Source organism: Corynebacterium sp. KPL4035 (assembly GCF_037908325.1).
GTDB classification, from domain to species: domain Bacteria; phylum Actinomycetota; class Actinomycetes; order Mycobacteriales; family Mycobacteriaceae; genus Corynebacterium; species Corynebacterium kefirresidentii.
This window is the reverse complement of sequence record NZ_JBBMGF010000003.1, coordinates 211,219-232,103: the sequence shown is the minus strand read 5'-3', so window position 1 is coordinate 232,103 and position 20,885 is coordinate 211,219. Positions and strand designations below refer to the sequence as shown.

The following is a 20,885-nucleotide window of genomic DNA, read 5'->3' as shown; positions in this document are numbered from 1 at the left end:
CAGTGGAGTTCCTCACAGGAAAAAAGCAGATTGGACAAGATTCTTATATTCTACTCATTTTTCCCTAAAAAGAAACCCGCCCCGCTCCCACTTTTAAGAGTGGGTGCGGGGCGGAGTTTGAGAAAGAACACCGGGTTTTAGGCCTCTACGGTATCCCCACCGTTGTTGTTCGCAGCGGTCGAAGACTCACCGGCCTGTTCCTCTTCCTGCTGCTTGAACTGCTTGCGCAGCATAAAGAGCTGGCGGACGGTCTCTTCCTTGACGCCTTCGTTCATCGCATTGAACATCTCGCCGCCCTCCTTCTGGTACTCCACCAGCGGATCGCGCTGCGCCATCGCGCGCAGGCCAATGCCCTCCTTGAGGTAGTCCATCTCATAGAGGTGCTCACGCCACTTTTGGTCAATAATCGGCAGGATGACCATGCGCTCGGTATTGCGCATCTGCTGCTCGCCGCCAATTGCGGTTACAGATTCCTCGAGCTTGTCATATTCGTTATTGGCGTCTTCTACCAAAGCGTCGCGAAGCTGCTCAGCGGAAAGCTCGCCTGGGGAACCATACTCGGAGCCTTCGACCAGTTCCTCGTGGGAAATGGTGGGACCGTACAGGGAATCCAATGCGTTCCACAGCGCATCTAGGTCCCAATCCTCCACGTAGCCGGTGGCTGTAGCGCCGGCGACATAAGCGGAAACGGTGTCATCAATCATGCCGCGGATATTGTCCTGAATATCGCCGGCATCGAGGATATCGTGGCGGGTAGCGTAGACCACCTTGCGCTGCTCGTTAAGCACCTCGTCGTACTTGAGAACGTTCTTACGCATCTCAAAGTTCTGGTTCTCCACCTGCGCCTGGGCGCCCTTAATGGAGTTGGAGACCATCTTGGCTTCGATTGGAACATCGTCCGGTACATTGAGGCGATTCATCATGTTCTCCATGGACTGTCCCACGAAGCGCACCATCAACTCATCGCGCATGGACAGGTAGAAGCGGGTCTCACCCGGGTCACCCTGGCGGCCAGTACGACCACGCAGCTGGTTATCAATGCGGCGCGACTCGTGGCGCTCAGTACCCAGCACGTAGAGTCCACCGGCCTCGCGGACCTGGTCACCCAACTTCTTGGAGTGTTCCTTTTCGGCATCGATCTCTGCCTCCCAGGCCTCCTGGTACTTTTCCTCATCCCCGAATGGATCTAGGCCGCGCTCACGCAGCTTCTCATCGAGGATGACCTCGGGGTTACCACCAAGCACGATATCCGTACCACGGCCGGCCATGTTGGTAGCCACGGTTACGGTGCCAGGACGGCCGGCACGGGCGATGATCTGGCCCTCTTCCTCGTGGTGCTTAGCGTTGAGCACGTTGTGCTTGATTCCCCGCTTGGATAGCAGCTGGGACAGGTACTCGGAGCGCTCCACAGAGGTGGTACCTACCAGTACTGGCTGACCGGCCTCGACGTGTTCAGCAATATCGTCCACCACGGCGGCGAACTTGGCTTCCTGCGTCTTGTAAATGCGGTCAGAGTGGTCCGCACGCTGATTTGGCTTATTGGTAGGAATCGGCACTACGTCCAGGCCATAGATGGAATGCAGCTCGGCGGCTTCGGTCTCTGCCGTACCGGTCATGCCGGAGATCTTCTCATAGAGGCGGAAGTAGTTTTGCAGGGTAACGGTAGCCAGCGTCTGGTTCTCGTTCTTGATCTCTACCTGCTCCTTGGCCTCGATGGCCTGGTGCATGCCTTCGTTGTAGCGGCGGCCGGCCAGCACGCGGCCGGTGAAGCTGTCGACGATCATGACTTCACCATTGCGGACGATATAGTCCTTATCGCGGGTGAAAAGCTCCTTGGCCTTCAAGGCGTTGTTCAGGTAGGACACCAGCTGGGAGTGCTCCGGGGCGTAGAGGTTATCAATGCCGAGCTGATCCTCTACGTATTCCACGCCCTCTTCCAGCACACCGATGGTGCGCTTTTTGTGGTCTACCTCGTAGTGGATGCCTTCGCGCATGCGCGGTGCCAGCTGGGCGAAGACACTGTAGAACTGGGAGGAACCGTCTACTGGGCCGGAGATGATAAGCGGGGTTCGGGCTTCATCGATAAGAATCGAGTCAACCTCATCCACGATGCAGAAGTTGTGACCGCGCTGCACCACTTCATTGAGGGAGCGCACCATGTTATCGCGCAGGTAGTCAAAACCTAGCTCGTTATTGGTGCCGTAAGTAATGTCGCAATCGTAGGCAGCCTTGCGCTCTGGTGGGCGCATCTCAGACAGGATGACGCCTACGGACAGGCCGAGCCAGCGGTGGACACGGCCCATCATCTCCGCGTCGCGCTTTGCCAAGTAATCATTGACGGTCACGATGTGGACGCCCTTGCCCTCAAGCGCATTAAGGTAGGCAGGCAGGAGTGAGGTCAGGGTCTTGCCCTCACCGGTGCGCATCTCGGCAACGTTGCCGAAGTGCAGGGCCGCGCCACCCATGATCTGCACGCGGTAGTGCTTTTGATCGAGGACGCGCCAGGCAGCCTCGCGGACGGTGGCAAATGCCTCGAGCAAGATGTCATTCATCTCTTCGCCGTCTTTAAGACGAGTCTTGAACTCATCGGTCTTTGCCTTAAGTTCTTCGTCCGAAAGCTCCGCGTACTTATCCTCAAGGGCAATTACGTCGTCTGCCATTTTGCCCAGGCGCTTGACCGTACGGCCCTCGCCCGCGCGCAGCAGCTTGGAAAGTCCAAACACGGTTAGTTAGTCCTTCTAGTCGCGACAATAAAGTTAACTCGTCGCTATTGTACTCACTCGCATTCACAAAGCACCTTCCGCCTAGCGCATAGGGCATGCGCGCAACCTTCATCTGGCATATCTAAGCCTTTAAAGCCGCTTGCCGACGTCGAACCTCCCCCACCAAGACACCATTTCCCTTGATACGAATTCGACCCCGCTGCAGTTATGCAGCGGGGTCATTACCTCAGGAAAGTGCGAGCGCTTTAGGCCTCCGCGTCTTCAGCCAGGGAGATAAGGCCATAGTCGAAGGCGTGGCGGCGATAAACCACGGAGGGCTTATTATTCTCCTCGTTAACGAAGAGGAAGAAGTCGTGGCCAACCAGCTCCATCTCGCTCAAGGCATCATCCACGCTCATCGGGGTAGCCGGGTGCTCCTTGGTGCGCACAATCTGGCCGGGACGAACATCCTCGACGGTCTCAGCATAAGGGTCAACGTAGCGCTCTTCCTTGGCGCGCTGTGCCTCAGCCTGTGCCACCATCTCAGCGGCAATCTCTCCGGTGCCCTTTTGCGCGCGGTGACCGCTCTTGACGTTTTCGCGGCGCACCTTCACCTTGCGCAGGGAGCGCTCCATCTTGCCCAAGGCGGTCTCGAGCGCAGCGTAGAAAGAATCTTCCTTTGCTTCGGCACGGGCGATGTGTCCCTTACCCGTAGCGGTGATCTGGATGCGATCCGCTTCAGAATCGCGGCGCGGGTTCGGCTCGTGCTGCAGCTCCACGTGGAAGAAGGTCAGGGTGGGGTCAAGGCGTTCAATCTTGGCCAGCTTGTCATTGACTCGCTCTTGAAAGTGATCAGGGACCTCGACATTACGGCCCGTAATCGTTACCTGAGCTTTGTTTGGCTGGGACATTGAAATGCCTCCCTTGAGTAGTGGGGACTGGATTCAATCACAGTAGCTATCTCTCTGTGACACTCCTCATGGTATCACTGGTTATGACCTGACAGGGCGAAATTTTTTCCCGCTCCCCTACCTCGAGGGTAGATCCCGCCTTTATCTAGGCATCCGCAAAGACCAATGCTCCACATACTTCTACGCCCGCGGCCTGCAGGGCAGCAATGCTCGCGGCTAGGGTGGCGCCGGTGGTAACGACGTCGTCGGCAAGCAGCGCAGGGGCGCGAGCAATGGGAGCATGAACGCGGACTCGCCCCTGCAGGTTAGCCCACCTATCCTGCGCGTTAAGCTCGGACTGATCCGCGGTGGACTGCCCCATCGAAAGAGCCGCGCACACGCCCACGCGCTGCAGCTGCGCCGCTGTATGGCACACAGCGGCCACAGGGTCTCCCCCGCGCGCCCGCGCCGAGCGCGGACGGGTAGGCGCAGGAACAAGGGTGAACTCGCGCGGGATATCACCACGGGCACTCAGATAGGCCAGCCCAGCTGCAAAGACGGCCCCGACATACTCGCGAACCGGCTGGTTGCCGCGCTCTTTCATGCCAATGATGATGCGGCGGCGAATATCGGAATAAGAGCCAAGGGCATACACGGGCGCCCCCAGCAGCCGGGGCCGTGCTACCAAGTAGGGCGGGTGCCGCAAGTGCTCGCGGCAGTGTTCACACAACACCTCGCCCGGCGCGCCGCATCCAGCACACGCGCGCGGAAAAATAAGCTCCCCCAAGCTCATCGTGTTGCCTCCCCCCCTAGCCGCACAAGCCTTCCGACGGCTAGTTAGAAACGATAGGGGAAGAACGCCGGCCCTGCAGCCCAGAGACCTCACGCCAGTTGGTCTCATCCATCACGGTGGAAGGTAGCTCAAGCATGGCGTGAGAATCAGTGATGAAAAGCTTGGTGGGCGAGGAAGCTACAGCCACCACGGGGGCGGTGATATTACCGGTAGGCATGGTCGAAGCCGAGGAACCATCCTGCTCGATGCGCCAGACGGGTGACTGGCTCGAGGAGGTACCAACGATGAGCGAGCCATCCATATTCCAGTCCAACGATAGCGCCGAACCGGAAACTTCTGGGCCGACCTCGCGGGCGTTGACGATGCGCTTATCCCCACTGCTGGATTGGGCAACCGCCGCGATATACACGTGCCCATCGATAACCATGGCCACGCGGGCACCGCTATGGGACAAGCGGATGACGGAGATTTCGCCCTCAATATCGTCAATGCTGCGGGCATCCACCTCGGATTTGGAGATGCGGCCCGTGGTCTTGGAGCGCACCACGCGCACGATGCGATCTCCGTCAACCACAGTCCACGCGGCTTGCCCGTTGTATTCAAAGGTCGGCCGTGCCAGCGTGGGACCATCCACCGCATCCTGCAGCTGGCCATCGAGCTCGCCTATCTGCAGGGAGAAATCATTATTGGATTTGCGGCGCACGGCCGCAACGAGGCCGCTATCGGCCACATCCACGGACTGCACGTCTCCGCTACTGCCCAAGGTGGATTGAACGGGCTCGGCCACGCCATCGTCTACCTCCAGCAGGTTGCCCTCATTAAGGGCGTAGAGCTTAGACAACGCGGTGCTGCTTTCTTCCGGGTTATAGTCCGCAAAGTCATCCACGCTCAAGCTATCCATACCTTCCACCAGGTCACCGCCATCGGCCTTGACCTTAAAGGGACCGGTATGGCCGGCTTTGCTAAGCGTCCACACCAGTTGGGCGGCAAAGAGAGTGCGGTCGTGGGCGTCCAAGTCCACTAGGCCTTCGAATTGGTAGCCTTGCTCGCGGTCATAGCCGGCATAGGTAACATTCTCCCCCGCCGCACGGCGGGTGGCAGGGGCAATGCTGGCCGAAGGCCCCTCCATCAACAACGTGATAAGCGTCGACTCCGATTCTTCGCCCCCCTTATACAACCAGCGACGATCCGGAACCAGCACATCGTTACTCTGCTTATAGAAGTACAGCGATTGCGGGGCGTAGTGGTTGCGCATTTCATTGCGCTCCATCACCACTCCGGCCGGCAGGCCATCGACGCGCCACCTATCGTCTTGCATCTTCATGTAGATGACTGCCTCATAGCCCTCATTTTCCGGGACATACGCGCCACCGGATTTCAGGCGGCCGATAATAGTGCCACGTACTGTAAAGGCGCGTTCATTATCTTTCGAGCTTTGTTTATTGGCGGGCGCGGTAACGATATCCAGGCTATCGACCACCATCACATCGCCGCTGGCGTCCCATGCACCACGGGCAGTATCCGTAAGAAAACCACGGGCGACTTCGTGATCATTTCCGGGCACGGCCGAAGCCTGATAGAAATCTCGCAACGTCAGATCCGGGTCATCGCCCGGTTGCGGTGCAATAACTTCCCCAGGACTGTCTTCCTGTCGCTGGTAGGTCCCTACCACCTGCGGCCCGGTGTCACTCGGCAGAGTGGAACAACCGCTGACAAAAAGCACGACCGCTGCGGTACTAAAGACCGCGGTTTTGCAATAGTTGCTGCTGAACACGCTCACTTCCTCCTCCCCTCAAAGTCCGGGGCCTTATAGGCGCGCCTATCTGGGGCGGCCGCACCACGGTTGAGCTCTCGTTCCGAGGGCCATAGGATGCCATCCCCCTCCGCCTGGCCAGTGGTAGTCTTATCGCTCTTTTCGGCGCGCGGTGAGCTCATCCCGGATGCAATGGCAGGCGTAGCAGAGGCGGGTTCGACACCCGGATTACCGGTGCTAGAGTCCTGCGCTTCTGGAAGTTCAACTCCGGCATCTGGGGTCGATTCCGGCAACGAGCCGCCTTCCGCAGGGTTGTTTACGGGTGCGCCAGGGATCTCCACAGAGATGGGTTCTTCTCCCACCTCGGCATTCGGGGTGCGCGGGATAATGAGGCGGAAGCGCGAGCCAAAGCCCTCGTAGCCGGTGGCATCCAGCGTGCCGCCGTGCAGGACGGCGTCCTCGCGGGCGATAGCCAGCCCCAGGCCGGTGCCACCGGAGTGGCGCTTGCGGGAGGAATCCGCGCGCCAAAAGCGGTTAAATACCAGCTCTTCCTGGCCCGGTTTCAAGCCCACGCCATGGTCTGTAACGGTAACGCCCACCGCGGTTTCCGTGGTGGCGACATCCACCGCTACCGGATTGCCTTCCGAATGGTCGATGGCATTGGCCAAAAGATTGCGCAAGATGCGCTCAAGGCGGCGTGAATCGGCTTCGACGGCGATGCGCTCATCCGGCAGGTTGAGCTGGACCTCTACGTTGAGCTCGCGAGCCAAATGTTCGACTTGCTCATAGGCGGACTCCACGCAGGAGCGCAGATCAATGGCGGCGGTAGACAGGTCCGCCACGCCGGCATCGTGGCGAGAAATCTCTAGCAGGTCCGCGAGCAATTCCTCGAAACGATCGAGCTCGCTTGACATCAGGCGGGAAGCTCGCTGGGCGCCGTGCGGCAAGCTATCGCTTTCGGCCTCAATCATGTCCGCGGCCATGCGCACGGTGGTCAATGGGGTACGCAGCTCATGGGAGACGTCGGAAGTAAACTGCCGCTGCAAATCGCCGTATTCCTCCAGCTGCGCAATCTGGGAAGAAAGCTTATCGGCCATGTTATTGAAGGACGCGGCCAGGCGGCCCATCTCATCGTCACTATCGACGGCCATGCGTTCCTTCAAATGACCAGCCGCCAAGCGCTGTGCAATGCGCGAAGCCGAACGAATCGGCGTAATAACCTGCTGGGTGGCCAGCCAGGCAATGCCCACCAACAGCACCACGACGACCACACCGGCCGCCGAAAGCAGGCCTCGCATCAATGCCATGGTGGATTCTTCCGACTCCATGGACAGTGCCAAGTAGACCTGAGTATGCGGGATATCGGTATCGGTAGGTGTTCCTACCAGCAGGGCGTTGTAATACTCACCGTTTTCCCGCGGAGCCGGGAAATACTGCTGCGCAATCTGACCTTGATCCACCATCTCCCGCAACTGATCCGGCACGGGGAAACCTTCTGGCGAGGTAATAACCGAGCCATCCTGGTTTTCCACCACGATGACCGGTTCATAAACCGCCTGGGCATCGCCCTGCTGGGCAGAGAGCTGGCCCAGTGCCGCACGTGCAGAATTGATGCGTACCTGCACCGAATTGGCGGAACTGGTGGCATCAATCTGCTGTTCCACGGCCGTGCGGGCACGCTCCAGCTCCTGCTGCGCCACGTCTTCCTTTTGGCTAACCAAGCGCTGAGTCAGCACAGAAACCAACGCGTAGGCCAAGATGATCATGACCACCGAGGAGGCGACCAAAATCATGCCAATGACGCGCGCCTGCAAAGAGGTACGCCACGTTGTAATGAAGGCGTCTCGAATACGCCTTAAACGTTCAATGATGCCGATGGTTCTTACTCCCCGGCGCCGGGCTTACCGGTCTTATACCCCACGCCACGCACGGTCAGCACAATCTGCGGATCCTCCGGATCATGCTCGATCTTGGCGCGTAGGCGCTGCACGTGGACATTAACCAAGCGCGTATCAGAGGCATTGCGGTAGCCCCATACGGACTCCAGCAGCGACTCACGCGTATGCACTTGGCCAGGGCGGCGCGCCATCTCCAGCAGCAGGTCAAATTCCAAAGGAGTCAAGTTCAGTTCGGTACCATCCGTGCGGCGCACGGTATGCTCCGGCACGTCAATGATGAGGTCCGCCACCTCCAAGATTTCAGACTCCGCGGAATCGGTGCGGCGCAAGCGCGCGCGAATGCGGGCGATGAGTTCCTTGGGTTTAAATGGCTTGGTGATGTAATCATCCGCGCCGGATTCAAGGCCTAGCACCACATCGACCGTATCCGTCTTGGCGGTCAGCATAACGATGGGTACGGAGGATTCACGGCGAATGGCGCGGCAGATATCCACGCCGTTCATGCCCGGCAGCATAAGGTCCAGCAGAATGAGGTCCGGCTCGTGTTGCTCAAAGGCGGGCACGGCGTCATTGCCGTCCATGACCGGAATGGGCTTAAGTCCCTCAGACTCGAGCACAATGGTCAGCATCTCCGAGATAGCCGGATCGTCATCGACTACCAAAATCTTGGGCGCCACGTTTTATTCTCCTACAAGGTCTTTTATCGCTGAAATTATAGTATCCGCATCGGCGGTGACAATCCAGCGTCCACCCCAGCCCGCATCTGCTAGGCGCTGGTAGGCCGCGGCGGTGCGTTCCTGCAATCCGCCATCGCGCTCGTAGCGGTCACGCTCCCGGTTGGCATCTGCTTGGGCTCTTGCCTGCGCTCTTTCCGACGCCACTTCTACCGCAGTATCCAGATAAACCTGCAGATCCGCTTGCGGCAGGCCTAAAGTGCCAAATTCCAGATCATGCACCCAGTCCATGACGGCATCGTCTTCGAGTCGCGCCGCCGAATATGCCGCATTGGAAGCCACATACCGATCCAATAGCACCACGGCGTCCGTACCCTTAGCTCGCTGCAATTGGTCTTTTACGCCGTAACGATCCAAGGCAAAAAGAGTTGCCATGGCATATGCCGAATCTGTCAGGTCACCCATTTTTCCGTAGAGCGCCTTTTGGGCGAGCTGGGCGTGAATCGATTCTGCATAGCGCGGGAAGGCGATGACCTCCACGGGTCGATCCAACGACTCCCTGATTGTGGAGACCAGCGTATTCTTACCGGCACCGTCGATGCCTTCGATGCTGATAAGCATAGGTGTGGGGTACCTTCCCTTCTATTTTGTCTGGCATGAGGCCACTGCTGCGGGCAGTAGGTATGGCTTAGGAGAGGGCCTCTATAAACGCTTCGAGGTCATATTCTTCCTCGACATTTTCTAGTACCTCGAGGGCATTTTCCGTCAAGGTTTCGCTGCCAGACCCCACCAGCTCCCTAATATAGGGGTAGTCTTCAACAACCTCGCCCGCACTGAAGGGCGCGCCAGCCCAAATGGCAGCGATGGTGGCTGCTGCTTGCGCGTTCTGTTCCTCTTCTTCACTGAGCTGTGGCTTGCTATGTGCTACTTCGCAGGCATCCTCAACGGCGCGAATTACCCCTTCTTCATCGAGGTTTGCCATTTCTTCCAAGAAATCGACGTTGAGGTCCGTGCTGAAAATATCTTCGTCCCAAGTACTCACTTTTTGACTCCTTCGGTGCTTTCAGCGCCATTTATACACGCTTTCCCAGCTAAAGAAAGCACGCAATGAAAAGGTTTGCAGGGCATCCTACATCCGCGAACTGGCGTTTTCTTGGCGTATCACAGAATCGCAACGCCGTAGCAATGTTTCCTAAACATGATAGTCTCGTTACCAACTTGTTACCGCGGTGCTATACCGCCACCTCCTATGGGGTTAAATCAGCCCACCTCACAGAAAGGACAGCCACGATGAAGCCAGATTCGCGCCGCGTCTACGTGTTCATTGTGGCCGGACTGATAGCCGCGGCCGTCGTCGGATTCACAGTCTGGCGCATGAGCTCGCCGAGCGCTAACTATTCCAATGCCGCGGATCAGTCCGGGACCACCTCCGTCTCCCCGACGCACACTGCGGCCGAGGAAACCACCACTTCTCCCACGGACCATTCGCCTTCAAACAAGCGCTCTGCACATGCGACAAGCTCTACAGCTTCGTCCGGCGATTCGAAGCACCACCAGCCGCATAACAGTGATCCGTATCTAGCCCCCAATGCGGTCATGCACCCGCAGGCGGCTACCCAGCCCACCAAGGTTTATCGTCCGGAGAATATTTCCCCACAAGGAGCCTCCTCGCAGGGTATGGGCAGCATCCAGGGTGAACAAGACACCGGCCAAGGCGTTCTGCGCCCGACGCCTGATTACCCAAGCAATCAAAACGGCTCGCAGGCTACCGGTTCCCCACAGGGCAACCAGGGCAACAACGGCGGCAATGGCGGCACCGCTCCGCAAACCACCACTGCCCCGTCCGCTCCGCAGCCTTCCCCGACGCAGCCTTCGGAGCAAAATGGGACGGGCACAACCACTGGTGAGAACAAGCCCAACCCGGACCGGGGACAACTAACCGAAAACAAGCAGCAAGAGGTCGCAGAGGCAGAAGTACCACGCGACGATCAAGCCGCCGCAGAGCAGCCTTCTGCCGAGCAGAACCAAGAGCCGACCGATTTCGTGCCGACCAAGCAGGCGCCGCGCAAAGCAGCCGCTTCGCACTAATCCATAGCCCACTGCGCAATTAGCTGAATACAAAAAGCACGTTTCCTCGATTCTGAACGCGAATTTCGAGGAAACGTGCTTTTGTATGCGCCGGACCATTAGAGCTGTGAAAGAAACAGCCATATGAGGCACTCGCGCAGCGACGAAAGCGGCGGCAGCGCGCCGGAATTGAAATTCCACACCTCGCCTGAACCCCGGCGAAGAGGGGGTTCGGCAAAGCGCGCTGGTGCGCAGGCGAGCCAAGCGCAGGCGGGCTAAGCGCGGGCGACGAAGAGGTCGGCGGCGTCGGATGCCGCAGTGGCAGTGACTCGCCCCTCAGAGGCAGGCAACCAGACGGCTTGGCCGGGGGTCACGGTGAGGGTCTTGCCGGCGGCATCAGTAAAGGTAACGGAGCCTGCGGTGCACAGGGCGATGGTCGGGCCATCGTAATCAAAATCCACAGAAGATGCTCCGCTAAGCTCTACACGGTCTAGCAGGAATTCTTCAATCGGGACCGGGTAAGACCATGCGGCGGCATCGTGCACATTATTCTGAGCGGACTTATCCTGCTGTTGAACACGCGGTTCATCGGCAGCCGCGTAGGTGAGAACCTTGACTAGTTCGGGAACGTCAACGAACTTGGGGGTAAGGCCGCCGCGCAAAACGTTATCGGAGTTGGCCATAATCTCTACGCCAAGGCCGGAGACATAGGCGTGCAGCTGGCCCGCATCTAGGTAGACGGCCTCGCCGGGAGAAAGTTCGATGTGGTTAAGCAACAGTGCACCCAATACACCGATATCGCCCGGGTAACGCTGGTTGAGTTCCAGCACCGTGGACATTACACGGGACTTCCAATCGGCCGGGTCCGCGGCAATAAGGCGCTCACCAGCGGAGACTATGGCGGCGATGAGTTCCTTGCGCTTGGCGGACGGGATGGTAATCCACGTGGTAAAGAGAACGCGAAGGTTGGCGGACTCGGTGGTTACCGAGGGGTCCTCGTCCAGCATGGCAACGTAATGATCCAGCTCGGGGCACTCCAAGGCAGCAAAAAGCTCGCGAGTGCGCGCCAGCGGGCGGAAGCCAGCCATGGCATAGAAATCCGTGAGCGCAACGATAAGCTCGGGCTTGTGGTTATCGTCCTTGTAGTTGCGGTTGGGTGCGGTGAGTTCAATCCCAGCGGCATTCTCGCGGGCAAAACCTTCCTCTGCCTGCTCCTTCGACGGGTGCGCCTGTAGGGATAGCGGCTCCTCGGCCGCTAGCACCTTGAGGAGGAAAGGCAGGCGTTCACCGTACTCGGCGGAAACGCGGCTGCCTAGCTGCCCTGCTGGATCCTCCGCAATGACCTCATTGAGAAGGCGGTCATCCACCGTAGACGGGTCTCCGGGGTGGGCGCCGAACCACAGCTCTGCGACGGGCTTTTCTGAATCGGGCTGACCCTGCAGGTGTGGGATGAGGGTACGCGAGCCCCAGGAATAGTTGCGGGTGGCGCTGTGCAACAGCTGCATGTGTTTCTATCCTTTAGAAATCTCGTAGGCGGTCGCGGAGAAACTCCGCGTAATAAGCTGCAGTGAGCGGGCAAGATGCCCGAGGCCCGGTTCCGGGTCAATGCTGCGGACTGCAAGCGAGTTGGGCAGGTTCGCCTCTTCCTGCCCCCAGAAAATCACCTTCAAGGGTACCAAAGCATCCGTAGTGCCATCGCCATCAATGAAGGGGTCAAAGAAGAGATCATTTGCTCGGGAGCTATCGGAATCTCGGTCGAGTGCGCGTCGCAATTCCGCAGGGTCCACGAAAGCGCTCGGCAGGCCATGCACCGCCCAGATGGTCGCAGCCATACGAGCGACGAGGGCGTCGATCTGCACGTGCTCACGCCGCTCAGAAAAGGAATAAGGGTCGAGCACGCAGGAGTGGATGATGCGGGCGCCTTCGATAAATTCGCGCAGTTGGCGGCCCGGATTGGTAGTGGCATCGCGCTCAGGGGAAAGCTGCGCGAGTTCGCGGTCCACGGCTGCAGCAAGATCCTCCAGGATCTCTTTCACCGCGGTCGGGTCCTGGTAGAGCAGGCAGCACAGAGCATGCAGTGCGGCGATGTTGCGGGCAGGCGAACTGCCCTCTGCCGTAGGTAGGCAGGGGGCGATGAGGGTATCGTCCGGGCAGTCCTCCACGAGCGGGCCCTTGGCCGGGCCAATCAAAACGGTGGTGGCGCCGCGCTGGCTGGCGGCAATTAATGCGCGCGAAGCCCAATCGCATTCGCCGGTCTCGCCTACGACAACAACCACGTCCAATGCTCCCACGTAACGCGGGAGCGATTCGGTGACGACGAGCGGGATTCGCAGCGGCTCTGCAAGGCCGACACCCAAGTGGGCGGCTTCCCTGGCAATCGCATCGGTGGGGATTATGACCAGCGAGCGAGGATTAAGCCCGCGGAGCGCCTCGCTCCAAAGCTCCACTTCTCCGGCCAATAGGCGGATTTGAGCGCCTTCGTGCGCGACATCAAAAAAGCGCACGGTTTCGGCATCATAATTACCGGTATCCATGTGGCTTAAGCATAGTCGGGCACCCACTAAGATGGAGTCCCATGACTTCCGCACAGATCCATCCCGTGCCCCTCATTGGCGGCGGCCCCGGCGCGTGGGACCTCATTACTGTACGCGGCATGCGCGCCTTGCAGGATGCAGAGGTTATTCTCGCCGATCACCTGGGACCTACAGCGCAGCTCGATAGGCTGTGTGATATTTCTTCCAAAGAGCTCATTGACGTCTCTAAACTCCCCTATAAGAAGTCAATCTCGCAGGAAAAGATCAACGAGTTACTCATCACTCATGCCCGCTCTGGCCGCAAGGTAGCCCGCCTTAAGGGAGGCGATCCCTTCGTCTTTGGGCGCGGATTTGAGGAAGTTCAAGCGCTGGCGGAAGCTTCGATTCCCACCACGGTCATACCGGGCGTAACTTCAGCTATTTCCGTTCCCGCAGCCGTTGGCGTTCCGGTAACTCAGCGCGGCATCGTCCACGGCTTCACGGTGGTTTCCGGGCATCTACCACCCGGCCACGAGAAATCCTTGGTGGACTGGGAAGCTCTCGCCCGTTCTGGCGCCACGCTGGCGGTCATTATGGGGGTTAAGAATGCACCGGCGATTGCTAGCACACTTATTGCAGCCTCCCTCTCCCCTTCCACCCCCTGCGCCATCATCCAAGAAGGCACGCTTTCTACCGAGCGCGCTTACCGCTGCACCTTGGCCACACTGGCGCAGACGATAACAGAGCACGATATCTCCTCGCCGGCGGTCTATGTCATCGGCGAGGTGGCCGGCCTCTAGCGGGTTCAGGGTAGCAAGACTCGCATAAGCCCTAACCCCACTTTCGGCCGCGTTCCGCCTACTGCAGCCAAACCTTGGTCTATTGCCTGGCCAAAGGCCGCAGTCGATGCGCTACATTCGGTCCGAGGCGGGGCTTTCGGGCGCCTTATCCTGCACGATGGTGACACCTGACCTGCGCGAACCGTGGAAGTGATGGGCGGCGGCGACACGCTCTGGGTAATCCGGGGCATGAAAGTCCGCGTGGGCGGCTTCCTCAGCGTTTTCTGCTTCCAATTCCGCTGCACGGGCACGCGTAGTGCGCAGCGTGCCACGAACTGTTGCGGCCGCACCAGCAGCGACCACGACGGCGATGACTATCGAGGTAACTGCTGATGGCACTGACCAGCCAAAGTAGGTCTCGGCGCCACCGATAACCTTGCTGATATTAAGCCCTACGATGGCCGTGCCCACCAATCCACCAAGCAGGACTGGGTTGATACGGGAGATGAGCCACGCAGCGATCGGAGCAGTGATGGCGCCGCCGATGAGAAGCGCGATAACGGCGGCAAGGTTGCCGACGATGTCGTGCCAGAGGCCGACGATAAAGCCCGCGGTGGCACCCAAGGTCACGAGGAATTCGGCGGCGTTGACCGTGCCCACAATGCGGCGCGGCTGCTCCCGACCAATGGCCATAAGCGTGGAGGTCGACACGGGACCCCAGCCACCGCCACCGGTAGAATCGACAAATCCGCCCACCAGGCCAAGGCCGGCGAGAAACGGAGTGGAATGCGAGCGCTTGTAGGCGGAACCGCGGCGGCGCGGTTGGGAGAACCGCCAGATGAGGTTAGCACCAATGCCTACCAGGATGAGTGCGGTCACCGGTGCAGCAGCGGCAGTGGAAATATTCGACAGCAACGTGGCCCCCACAAACGCGGCAATACCGCCGGGGACGCCAAGGCGGACCACCGTCTTCCAGTCCACGTTGCCGAAGCGTGCGTGGCTCAAACCGGAAATGGCAGTGGTGCCAAGCTCAGCGGTGTGCACGACGGCAGAGGCCTGCGCGGGACCTAGGCCGGCAAGGAGCAGCATCGTGGTAGACGTGACGCCGAACCCCATGCCGATGCCACCGTCCACGAGGTTGGCGGCCGCACCGGCGAGGGCGATGAGGATGAGAGTTAGCATGGCACGAATACCTCCTGTGCACCGCGGCGTGCATGATGAAAACGGTCTGCGACGAGGCCTGAAATATCAGTGCCGAGCGGGTGCTCAACGGTCGCGGGAACACCCGCCAAGCGGTCTAGGAGCAGCCCCTCGGTGACAAAGAGCGGTATGACGCGCACGCGCTTAGGGTCCGCATGCTCGCGGCATAGGCGCACGATCCCCTCGCGGCCACCGCGGGTAGCAAATTCCACCGTCGCGGGTACGCCGGTGAGCGCGAAGGTGCGGTGGGCGAGCTCACGTATGGCATCATTCGCCGCTGAATCGGAGGAACCAACGGAATAGATGACCACGTGGGCGTCGCCAGGCCGGGTACGAGAGGCGAGCACACGGGCGAGGTCCTCGCCGGTGCCGAGGCCTGCGGCGAGGTGGAGGGACAAGTGTGAGGTCTGGGAGGCTGCGGCAAGCGCACGCGGAACATCAACGCGCTGGTGATAACCCTGGGTGAAAAGCAGGGGAACCACGATTGCCTCGGTCTCCCCCATCTGGGCAAGCTCGAGCGCGGCCGCGGTGAGGTCGGGCTCGTTGAATTCCAGGTGCGCCGCGCGAGCTGGACGCAAGCCCGTGGCCTGGGTCAAACGCTCAATTCCGGCCGCGGCACCCGGATGCCGTGAACCGTGGGACAGGGTAATGAGTGCGGGCATGGGGCATCCTTAAGCCTTTGGCGCCGTGGTGTGGCCGCGGCGGGCAAGCGAGCGCTTCAGTGCTTCGTTGGAGGACACGGCCGGTGCAGGGGCTACTGGGGCATCGTCCTGGCCGTGGAAACGCACGGAGAAAATCCGCAAGCATTCCTGGCATTTCCAGGCAAAATCGTCTTCCTCGTCCGGAAAGAGGTCGGTTCCGGCGCAATACGGGCAGAAGCTGGGATGGTTGCGGTTGGGATTGGGCTGGCGGCGAAAATTCACTGCAAGTCCTCCTCAGCTGCGCGCAAAACCCAGTGGCGGAACTGCTCACCTTCCTCGCGCTGCTCCTTGTATTTGTTGACCAAGCGGATGACGTACTCGGGCACCTCATCGGCCACGACCTTGTGGCCACGCAGCTTGCGGCCCCAGTCCGGAGACAGGCCAAGGGCGCCGCCTAGATGGACCTGGAAACCCTCGACGCGGTTGCCCTCGGAATCAGAGACGATCTGCCCCTTCAGGCCAATGTCTGCTACCTGTGAACGCGCACAGGCGTTGGGGCAGCCGTTAAGCGCGATGGAAATCGGCACATCCAGATCACCCAGGGTGTCTTCCAGGATGTCCACCAACTCGATGGCGCGGGCCTTGGTGGTCACGTGCGCGAGCTTGCAAAACTCCAGCCCGGTGCAGGAAATGACGCCACGGCGAAACTCAGATGGCTGGGAATACAGTCCGGTCTCGTCGAGCGCACGGGATAGGCTCGGGATGTCCTCTTCATCGACGTCGAGGAAAAGCAGCTCTTTCATCGGGGTAGTGCGAATACGGCTAATCCCAAATTTCTCAGCCACGTCTGCGATAGCGATGAGCTGTTCGCCGGTGGCATGGCCCACGGTAGGCTTCACGCCCACGTAGAACTTGCCGTCCTTTTGGCGGTGCACGCCAAGATGATCGCGAGAGCCGGGCTCGACTTCCAACGGGACGCCATCCAGCAGCGGCTCATCTAGGTATTCCTCTTCCAACACCTGGCGAAACTTTTCAATGCCCCACTTAGCCACCAAGAACTTCAGGCGGGCTCGGTTTCGATTACGGCGGAAGCCGTAGTCACGGAAGATGCCGACCACACCGGCCCACACCTCAGGCACGCGTTCTAGGGGAACCCAGGCGCCGAGGGACTGCGAGAGCATCGGGTTAGTAGAAAGGCCTCCGCCAACAAAGCAATCGAATCCAGGGCCGTACTCTGGATGGTTCACGCCTACGAAGGCGACGTCTTGTATCTCGTGTGTGACGTCCTGACGGGAGTTGCCAGAGATGGCGGTTTTGAATTTGCGCGGTAGGTTATGGAACTCCTCACGCGGCAGATAGTTATTTTTGATCTCTTCAATGGCCGGGGTGGCGTCAATAATTTCATCTTCTGCCACGCCCGCGACAGGCGAGCCCAGGATAACGCGGGGCACGTCGCCGCACCCCATAAGCGTGCTCAGCCCCACTGACTCAAGCTTGTCCCAGATGGTGGGCACATCCTCGATACGAATCCAATGCAGCTGGATATTTTGGCGGTCCGTGAAGTCCGCGGTAGAGCGGGCATAATCACGCGAGATCTCACCCACAGCGCGCAGCTTGGCGGGATCGGCGCGGCCACCATCGAAGCGCACGCGCATCATGAAGTACTCATCCTGCAGCTCAGCGTTAGAAAGCTTAGCGGTCATCTCACCGCCCAAGTTTTGGTTGCGCTGGGTATAAAGGCCCAACCACTTGAACCGAGGAGCTAGGTCATCAGAAGGGATCGAGGAAAATCCTTGCTTGGAATAGATATCGATGACGCGCTGCTTGGCAGAAAGCCCACCATCCTCCTGCTTAATTACCTCATCGTTATTGAGGGGCTTGGTACCGTCAATCTTCCATTGGCCTTCGGGCTTCTTGGCGCGGGGAGTGCGCTTGGTATTAGTCGCGGTGGTCATGGTGTAGATCTCAACCTGCCTTTCCTAAGTATTGAAAGACAACCTACCCGTCTAAATCAGACAGACAAAGCGGTCTTTTTTATTTTCAAGTAAAAAATCGCCATAACCTGCGCAAAAGTCAGAATAATTTTAGAAACTAATTCTTAGCCTTGCCGCAATCTAGACCAGACGGTTCAATTGCCAGAAAGATAAAGCTAAGAAAATGAACCCAGCGGTCTAGCCCCGCGAGAAAGAGAAAGGCCTTCGCACAACATGAATCAGCCCTTAAAAGTAGCCGTGATCGGTGCCGGTCCAGCCGGCATCTATGCCTCCGACATCTTGGTAAAAAAGACCGGTGGTGAGGTACAGATTGACCTCATTGAGCAGATGCCCGCCCCCTTTGGCCTCATCCGTTACGGCGTAGCACCGGACCATCCGCGCATTAAAGGCATCATTAAATCCCTCCACCGCGTACTCGATACGGAGCAGATTCGCCTGCTGACCAACGTGCACATCGGCCGGGATATCACCGTCGATGAGCTGCAGCAGCATTATGATGCCGTGGTCTTTGCCACCGGCGCCGTGGGCGACCGCCACCGCGATATCCCCGGCGCGGACCTCGACGGCGTGCATGGTGCCGGCGAGTTCGTGGGCTTCTACGATGGCAACCCGCGCTTCGAGCGCAATTGGGATCTTTCCGCCACAGAGGTCGCAGTCATCGGCGTGGGTAACGTGGGCCTTGATGTCTCCCGCATCCTGGCCAAGACTGGTGACGAGCTCAAGGTGACCGAAATCCCCGATAATGTCTACGATTCCCTGGCCCAGAACCAGGCCGAGACCGTGCGCGTCTTCGGCCGCCGCGGCCCGGCGCAGGCCAAGTTCACCCCGCAGGAGCTCAAGGAGCTGGACCATTCCGAGTCCATTAATGTCGTGGTTTCCCCGGAGGACATTGACTATGACGAGGCTTCGCTGGCCGCGCGCCAAGAAAGCAAGTCCACTGACTTGGTGTGCCAGGTGCTCGAGCAGTACGCCATTCGAGATCCGAAAAAGGCACCGCACACCCTGCAGATTCACCTTTTTGAGCAGCCGGTGGAGATCATGGGTAAGGACGGCAAAGTCAGCGGGATTAAGACCGAGCGCACCGCCCTTAATGGGGATGGCAGCGTGCACGGTACCGGGAAGTTCACCGAATGGCCGGCGCAGGCGGTCTATTTCGCCACCGGCTACCGCTCCGATGCGGTCGATGGCGTGCCCTTCAACCAGGACAAAAACGTCATCAATAACGATGGTGGCCATGTCATCGATGCGGCCGGCAAGGTAGTTCCGGGCCTGTACACCACCGGATGGATTAAGCGCGGGCCAGTGGGGCTCATTGGCAATACCAAGTCCGATGCCACGGAAACGATTGGCATGCTGCTTGCCGACGCCGCCTCCGGCACCCTCCCCTCCCCTTCCAGCGACGCAGATATCACCGAGGTCCTTAGCGAGCGGGGAATCGAATACTTGACGTGGCAAGACTGGCAGCGTTTAGACGCGGCCGAGCGCGCAATGGGCGAACGCGAGGGCCGCGAACGCAAGAAGTTCGTGGAGTGGGAGGACATGGTCTCCCACTCGCGCGCCGAGGTTTAACGGCGGATGATGGCGAGGACTTCGTCGACGATGGCCTGAACTTCGTCGGCGGTCTTTGCCTCTACGTTGAGGCGTAGCAGCGGTTCCGTATTGGAGGCACGTACGTTAAACCATGCCTCGGTTCCCTTGAGCTCGACGGTCACACCATCCAGCTCATCGACGGACTCAATTTTATCCGCCAGCTCATCCAGCACTGCCTGGGTAACGGCTTTCTGATCCTCCACGGTGGAATTGATCTCACCAGAGGCTTCATAGCGGGAGTATTCTGCCATGAGCTCGCTTAGCGGCTTATCGGACTGTCCGAGCGCTGCCAGCACGTGCATAGCGGCAAGCATGCCGGAATCAGCATTCCAGAACTCCTTGAAGTAATAGTGCGCGGAGTGCTCACCGCCGAAGGCGGCCTTGTGCTCAGCCATCTGCGCCTTAATGAAGGAGTGACCCACGCGGGTGCGCACTGGGGTGCCGCCCTTTTCCTTGATGAGCTCCGGCACGGTCTTAGAGGTAATCAAGTTGTGGATGATGGTAGCGCCGGGGAACTTATCCAAGTAGCGTCCTGCCACCAACGCGCAAATGGCAGACGGGGAAACAGGCTGGCCTTTTTCATCCACGACGAAGCAGCGGTCCGCATCACCATCAAAAGCCAAGCCAATATCGGCTTTCTGCTCCACGGTGAACTTCTGCAGATCCACCAGGTTCTTCGGGTCCAGCGGATTAGCCTCGTGGTTCGGGAAGGTACCGTCAAGTTCGAAGTACAAATCACGAACCTCGAAAGGCAGGCCATCGAAGACAGCCGGCACGGTGTGGCCACCCATACCATTGGCGGCATCTACAGCCACGACGAGAGGCTTGGAATCCTCCAACGGCACCAGCTTGCGTAGGAAGTCCGCATAGCCAGCCAGAATCTCCTGCTCTGTAATCGCGCCTTCAGTGCCGGTGTACTCCGGGGTGCCTTCAATAAGCATCTGCTTAATCTGCCCCAAACCAGTCTCCTGGCCCACAGGCACTGCGCCGGCGCGACAGAGCTTAATTCCGTTGTACTTGGCTGGGTTGTGGGAGGCGGTAAACATAGCGCCCGCGCACTCCAGGGAACCAGCGGCGTAGTAAAGCTCGTCGGTCGAGGTCAGCCCCAACAGGGTCACATTGAGGCCCTGCGAGGTCACACCCTCAGCGAAGGCGCGCGCCAAGGACGGTGATGAAGGACGCATATCGTGGCCGACGGCCACGGTATTTTCGCCTTCCTCACGCAAGATGGCGGCAAACGCAGCGCCCGTATCGCGCACGAAGTTTTCATCGATGTCTTCGCCCACCACGCCACGGACGTCATAGGCCTTAATTACTGCATCAAGCTGCTCACGAGTTCGCATACCCAGCAATAGTACTCTCGCCCGCAGGGAAACTACTGCACTGCGGGG

18 protein-coding genes are annotated in these 20,885 nt (G+C 59.3%); 3 read left to right on the top strand and 15 right to left on the bottom strand.

Annotated features, from left to right (window positions below):
• Positions 1-137 precede the first annotated feature (137 nt).
• The 8 genes from secA to WMP96_RS04640 all read right to left on the bottom strand — a co-directional run bounded on the left by secA (position 138) and on the right by WMP96_RS04640 (position 9,752).
• Positions 138-2,723: a preprotein translocase subunit SecA gene (gene secA / locus WMP96_RS04675; RefSeq protein ID WP_340432217.1), complete on the bottom strand. Its 2,586-nt coding sequence runs from the start codon at positions 2,721-2,723 to the stop codon at positions 138-140.
• A gap of 245 nt (positions 2,724-2,968) precedes the next feature.
• Entirely contained in the window at positions 2,969-3,613 is a 645-nt protein-coding gene (gene hpf / locus WMP96_RS04670; protein ID WP_023020779.1) for a ribosome hibernation-promoting factor, HPF/YfiA family, read from the bottom strand.
• Between the two features lie 145 nt (positions 3,614-3,758).
• Positions 3,759-4,247: a ComF family protein gene (locus WMP96_RS04665; protein WP_232212580.1), complete on the bottom strand. Its 489-nt coding sequence runs from the start codon at positions 4,245-4,247 to the stop codon at positions 3,759-3,761.
• 178 nt (positions 4,248-4,425) lie between these two features.
• Complete coding sequence (gene lpqB / locus WMP96_RS04660; protein ID WP_259824880.1) at positions 4,426-6,165, bottom strand: MtrAB system accessory lipoprotein LpqB; 1,740 nt, start codon at positions 6,163-6,165, stop codon at positions 4,426-4,428.
• Positions 6,162-7,952: an MtrAB system histidine kinase MtrB gene (gene mtrB / locus WMP96_RS04655; protein ID WP_200288071.1), complete on the bottom strand. Its 1,791-nt coding sequence runs from the start codon at positions 7,950-7,952 to the stop codon at positions 6,162-6,164. The genes lpqB and mtrB overlap by 4 nt, the downstream gene beginning before the upstream one ends.
• Before the next feature lie 68 nt (positions 7,953-8,020).
• The gene (mtrA, locus tag WMP96_RS04650; protein ID WP_023027822.1) at positions 8,021-8,713 is read right to left on the bottom strand and encodes an MtrAB system response regulator MtrA; all 693 of its coding nucleotides are present in this window, start codon (positions 8,711-8,713) and stop codon (positions 8,021-8,023) included.
• 3 nt (positions 8,714-8,716) lie between these two features.
• The gene (locus WMP96_RS04645) at positions 8,717-9,331 is read right to left on the bottom strand and encodes a dTMP kinase (RefSeq protein WP_023020774.1); all 615 of its coding nucleotides are present in this window, start codon (positions 9,329-9,331) and stop codon (positions 8,717-8,719) included.
• 67 nt (positions 9,332-9,398) lie between these two features.
• Entirely contained in the window at positions 9,399-9,752 is a 354-nt protein-coding gene (locus WMP96_RS04640) for a DUF4259 domain-containing protein (protein WP_023020773.1), read from the bottom strand.
• Between the two features lie 248 nt (positions 9,753-10,000).
• Here WMP96_RS04640 and WMP96_RS04635 point away from each other — a divergent pair, with 248 nt between their 5' ends.
• Positions 10,001-10,798 carry a hypothetical protein gene (locus tag WMP96_RS04635; protein WP_301716059.1) on the top strand — a complete coding sequence of 266 codons (798 nt, stop codon included), beginning with the start codon at positions 10,001-10,003 and terminating at the stop codon, positions 10,796-10,798.
• A gap of 254 nt (positions 10,799-11,052) precedes the next feature.
• On the opposite strand, the gene manA is transcribed toward WMP96_RS04635, so the two are convergent.
• Positions 11,053-12,282 (bottom strand): mannose-6-phosphate isomerase, class I, encoded by a 1,230-nt coding sequence (gene manA, locus WMP96_RS04630; RefSeq protein WP_023020771.1) that lies wholly within the window; start codon positions 12,280-12,282, stop codon positions 11,053-11,055.
• 6 nt (positions 12,283-12,288) lie between these two features.
• Complete coding sequence (locus WMP96_RS04625; protein WP_239205936.1) at positions 12,289-13,311, bottom strand: exopolyphosphatase; 1,023 nt, start codon at positions 13,309-13,311, stop codon at positions 12,289-12,291.
• Between the two features lie 41 nt (positions 13,312-13,352).
• On the opposite strand from WMP96_RS04625, the gene cobA reads away from it, so the two are divergent.
• Entirely contained in the window at positions 13,353-14,090 is a 738-nt protein-coding gene (gene cobA / locus WMP96_RS04620; RefSeq protein ID WP_340432216.1) for a uroporphyrinogen-III C-methyltransferase, read from the top strand.
• Between the two features lie 111 nt (positions 14,091-14,201).
• On the opposite strand, the gene WMP96_RS04615 is transcribed toward cobA, so the two are convergent.
• Genes WMP96_RS04615 through WMP96_RS04600 form a run of 4 tightly spaced genes read right to left on the bottom strand, consistent with a single transcriptional unit; the run spans position 14,202 to position 17,865 of the window.
• Positions 14,202-15,251, bottom strand: coding sequence for a sulfite exporter TauE/SafE family protein (locus WMP96_RS04615; RefSeq protein ID WP_023020768.1), 1,050 nt, complete (start codon positions 15,249-15,251; stop codon positions 14,202-14,204).
• Positions 15,245-15,931, bottom strand: coding sequence for a sirohydrochlorin chelatase (locus WMP96_RS04610; RefSeq protein WP_301716060.1), 687 nt, complete (start codon positions 15,929-15,931; stop codon positions 15,245-15,247). The genes WMP96_RS04615 and WMP96_RS04610 overlap by 7 nt, the downstream gene beginning before the upstream one ends.
• Before the next feature lie 9 nt (positions 15,932-15,940).
• The gene (locus tag WMP96_RS04605) at positions 15,941-16,192 is read right to left on the bottom strand and encodes a hypothetical protein (RefSeq protein ID WP_023020766.1); all 252 of its coding nucleotides are present in this window, start codon (positions 16,190-16,192) and stop codon (positions 15,941-15,943) included.
• A complete protein-coding gene (locus WMP96_RS04600) occupies positions 16,189-17,865 on the bottom strand; it encodes a nitrite/sulfite reductase (protein ID WP_340432215.1) in 1,677 nt (558 codons plus the stop codon). The genes WMP96_RS04605 and WMP96_RS04600 overlap by 4 nt, the downstream gene beginning before the upstream one ends.
• Before the next feature lie 252 nt (positions 17,866-18,117).
• Between WMP96_RS04600 and WMP96_RS04595 the strand changes: the two genes are divergently transcribed.
• On the top strand, positions 18,118-19,473 hold the full coding sequence (locus WMP96_RS04595) for an FAD-dependent oxidoreductase (protein ID WP_301716061.1): 1,356 nt from the start codon (positions 18,118-18,120) through the stop codon (positions 19,471-19,473).
• Here the strand turns inward: WMP96_RS04595 and WMP96_RS04590 are convergent.
• The gene (locus WMP96_RS04590) at positions 19,470-20,837 is read right to left on the bottom strand and encodes a phosphomannomutase/phosphoglucomutase (protein ID WP_340432214.1); all 1,368 of its coding nucleotides are present in this window, start codon (positions 20,835-20,837) and stop codon (positions 19,470-19,472) included. The genes WMP96_RS04595 and WMP96_RS04590 overlap by 4 nt on opposite strands.
• Positions 20,838-20,885: the final 48 nt, after the last annotated feature.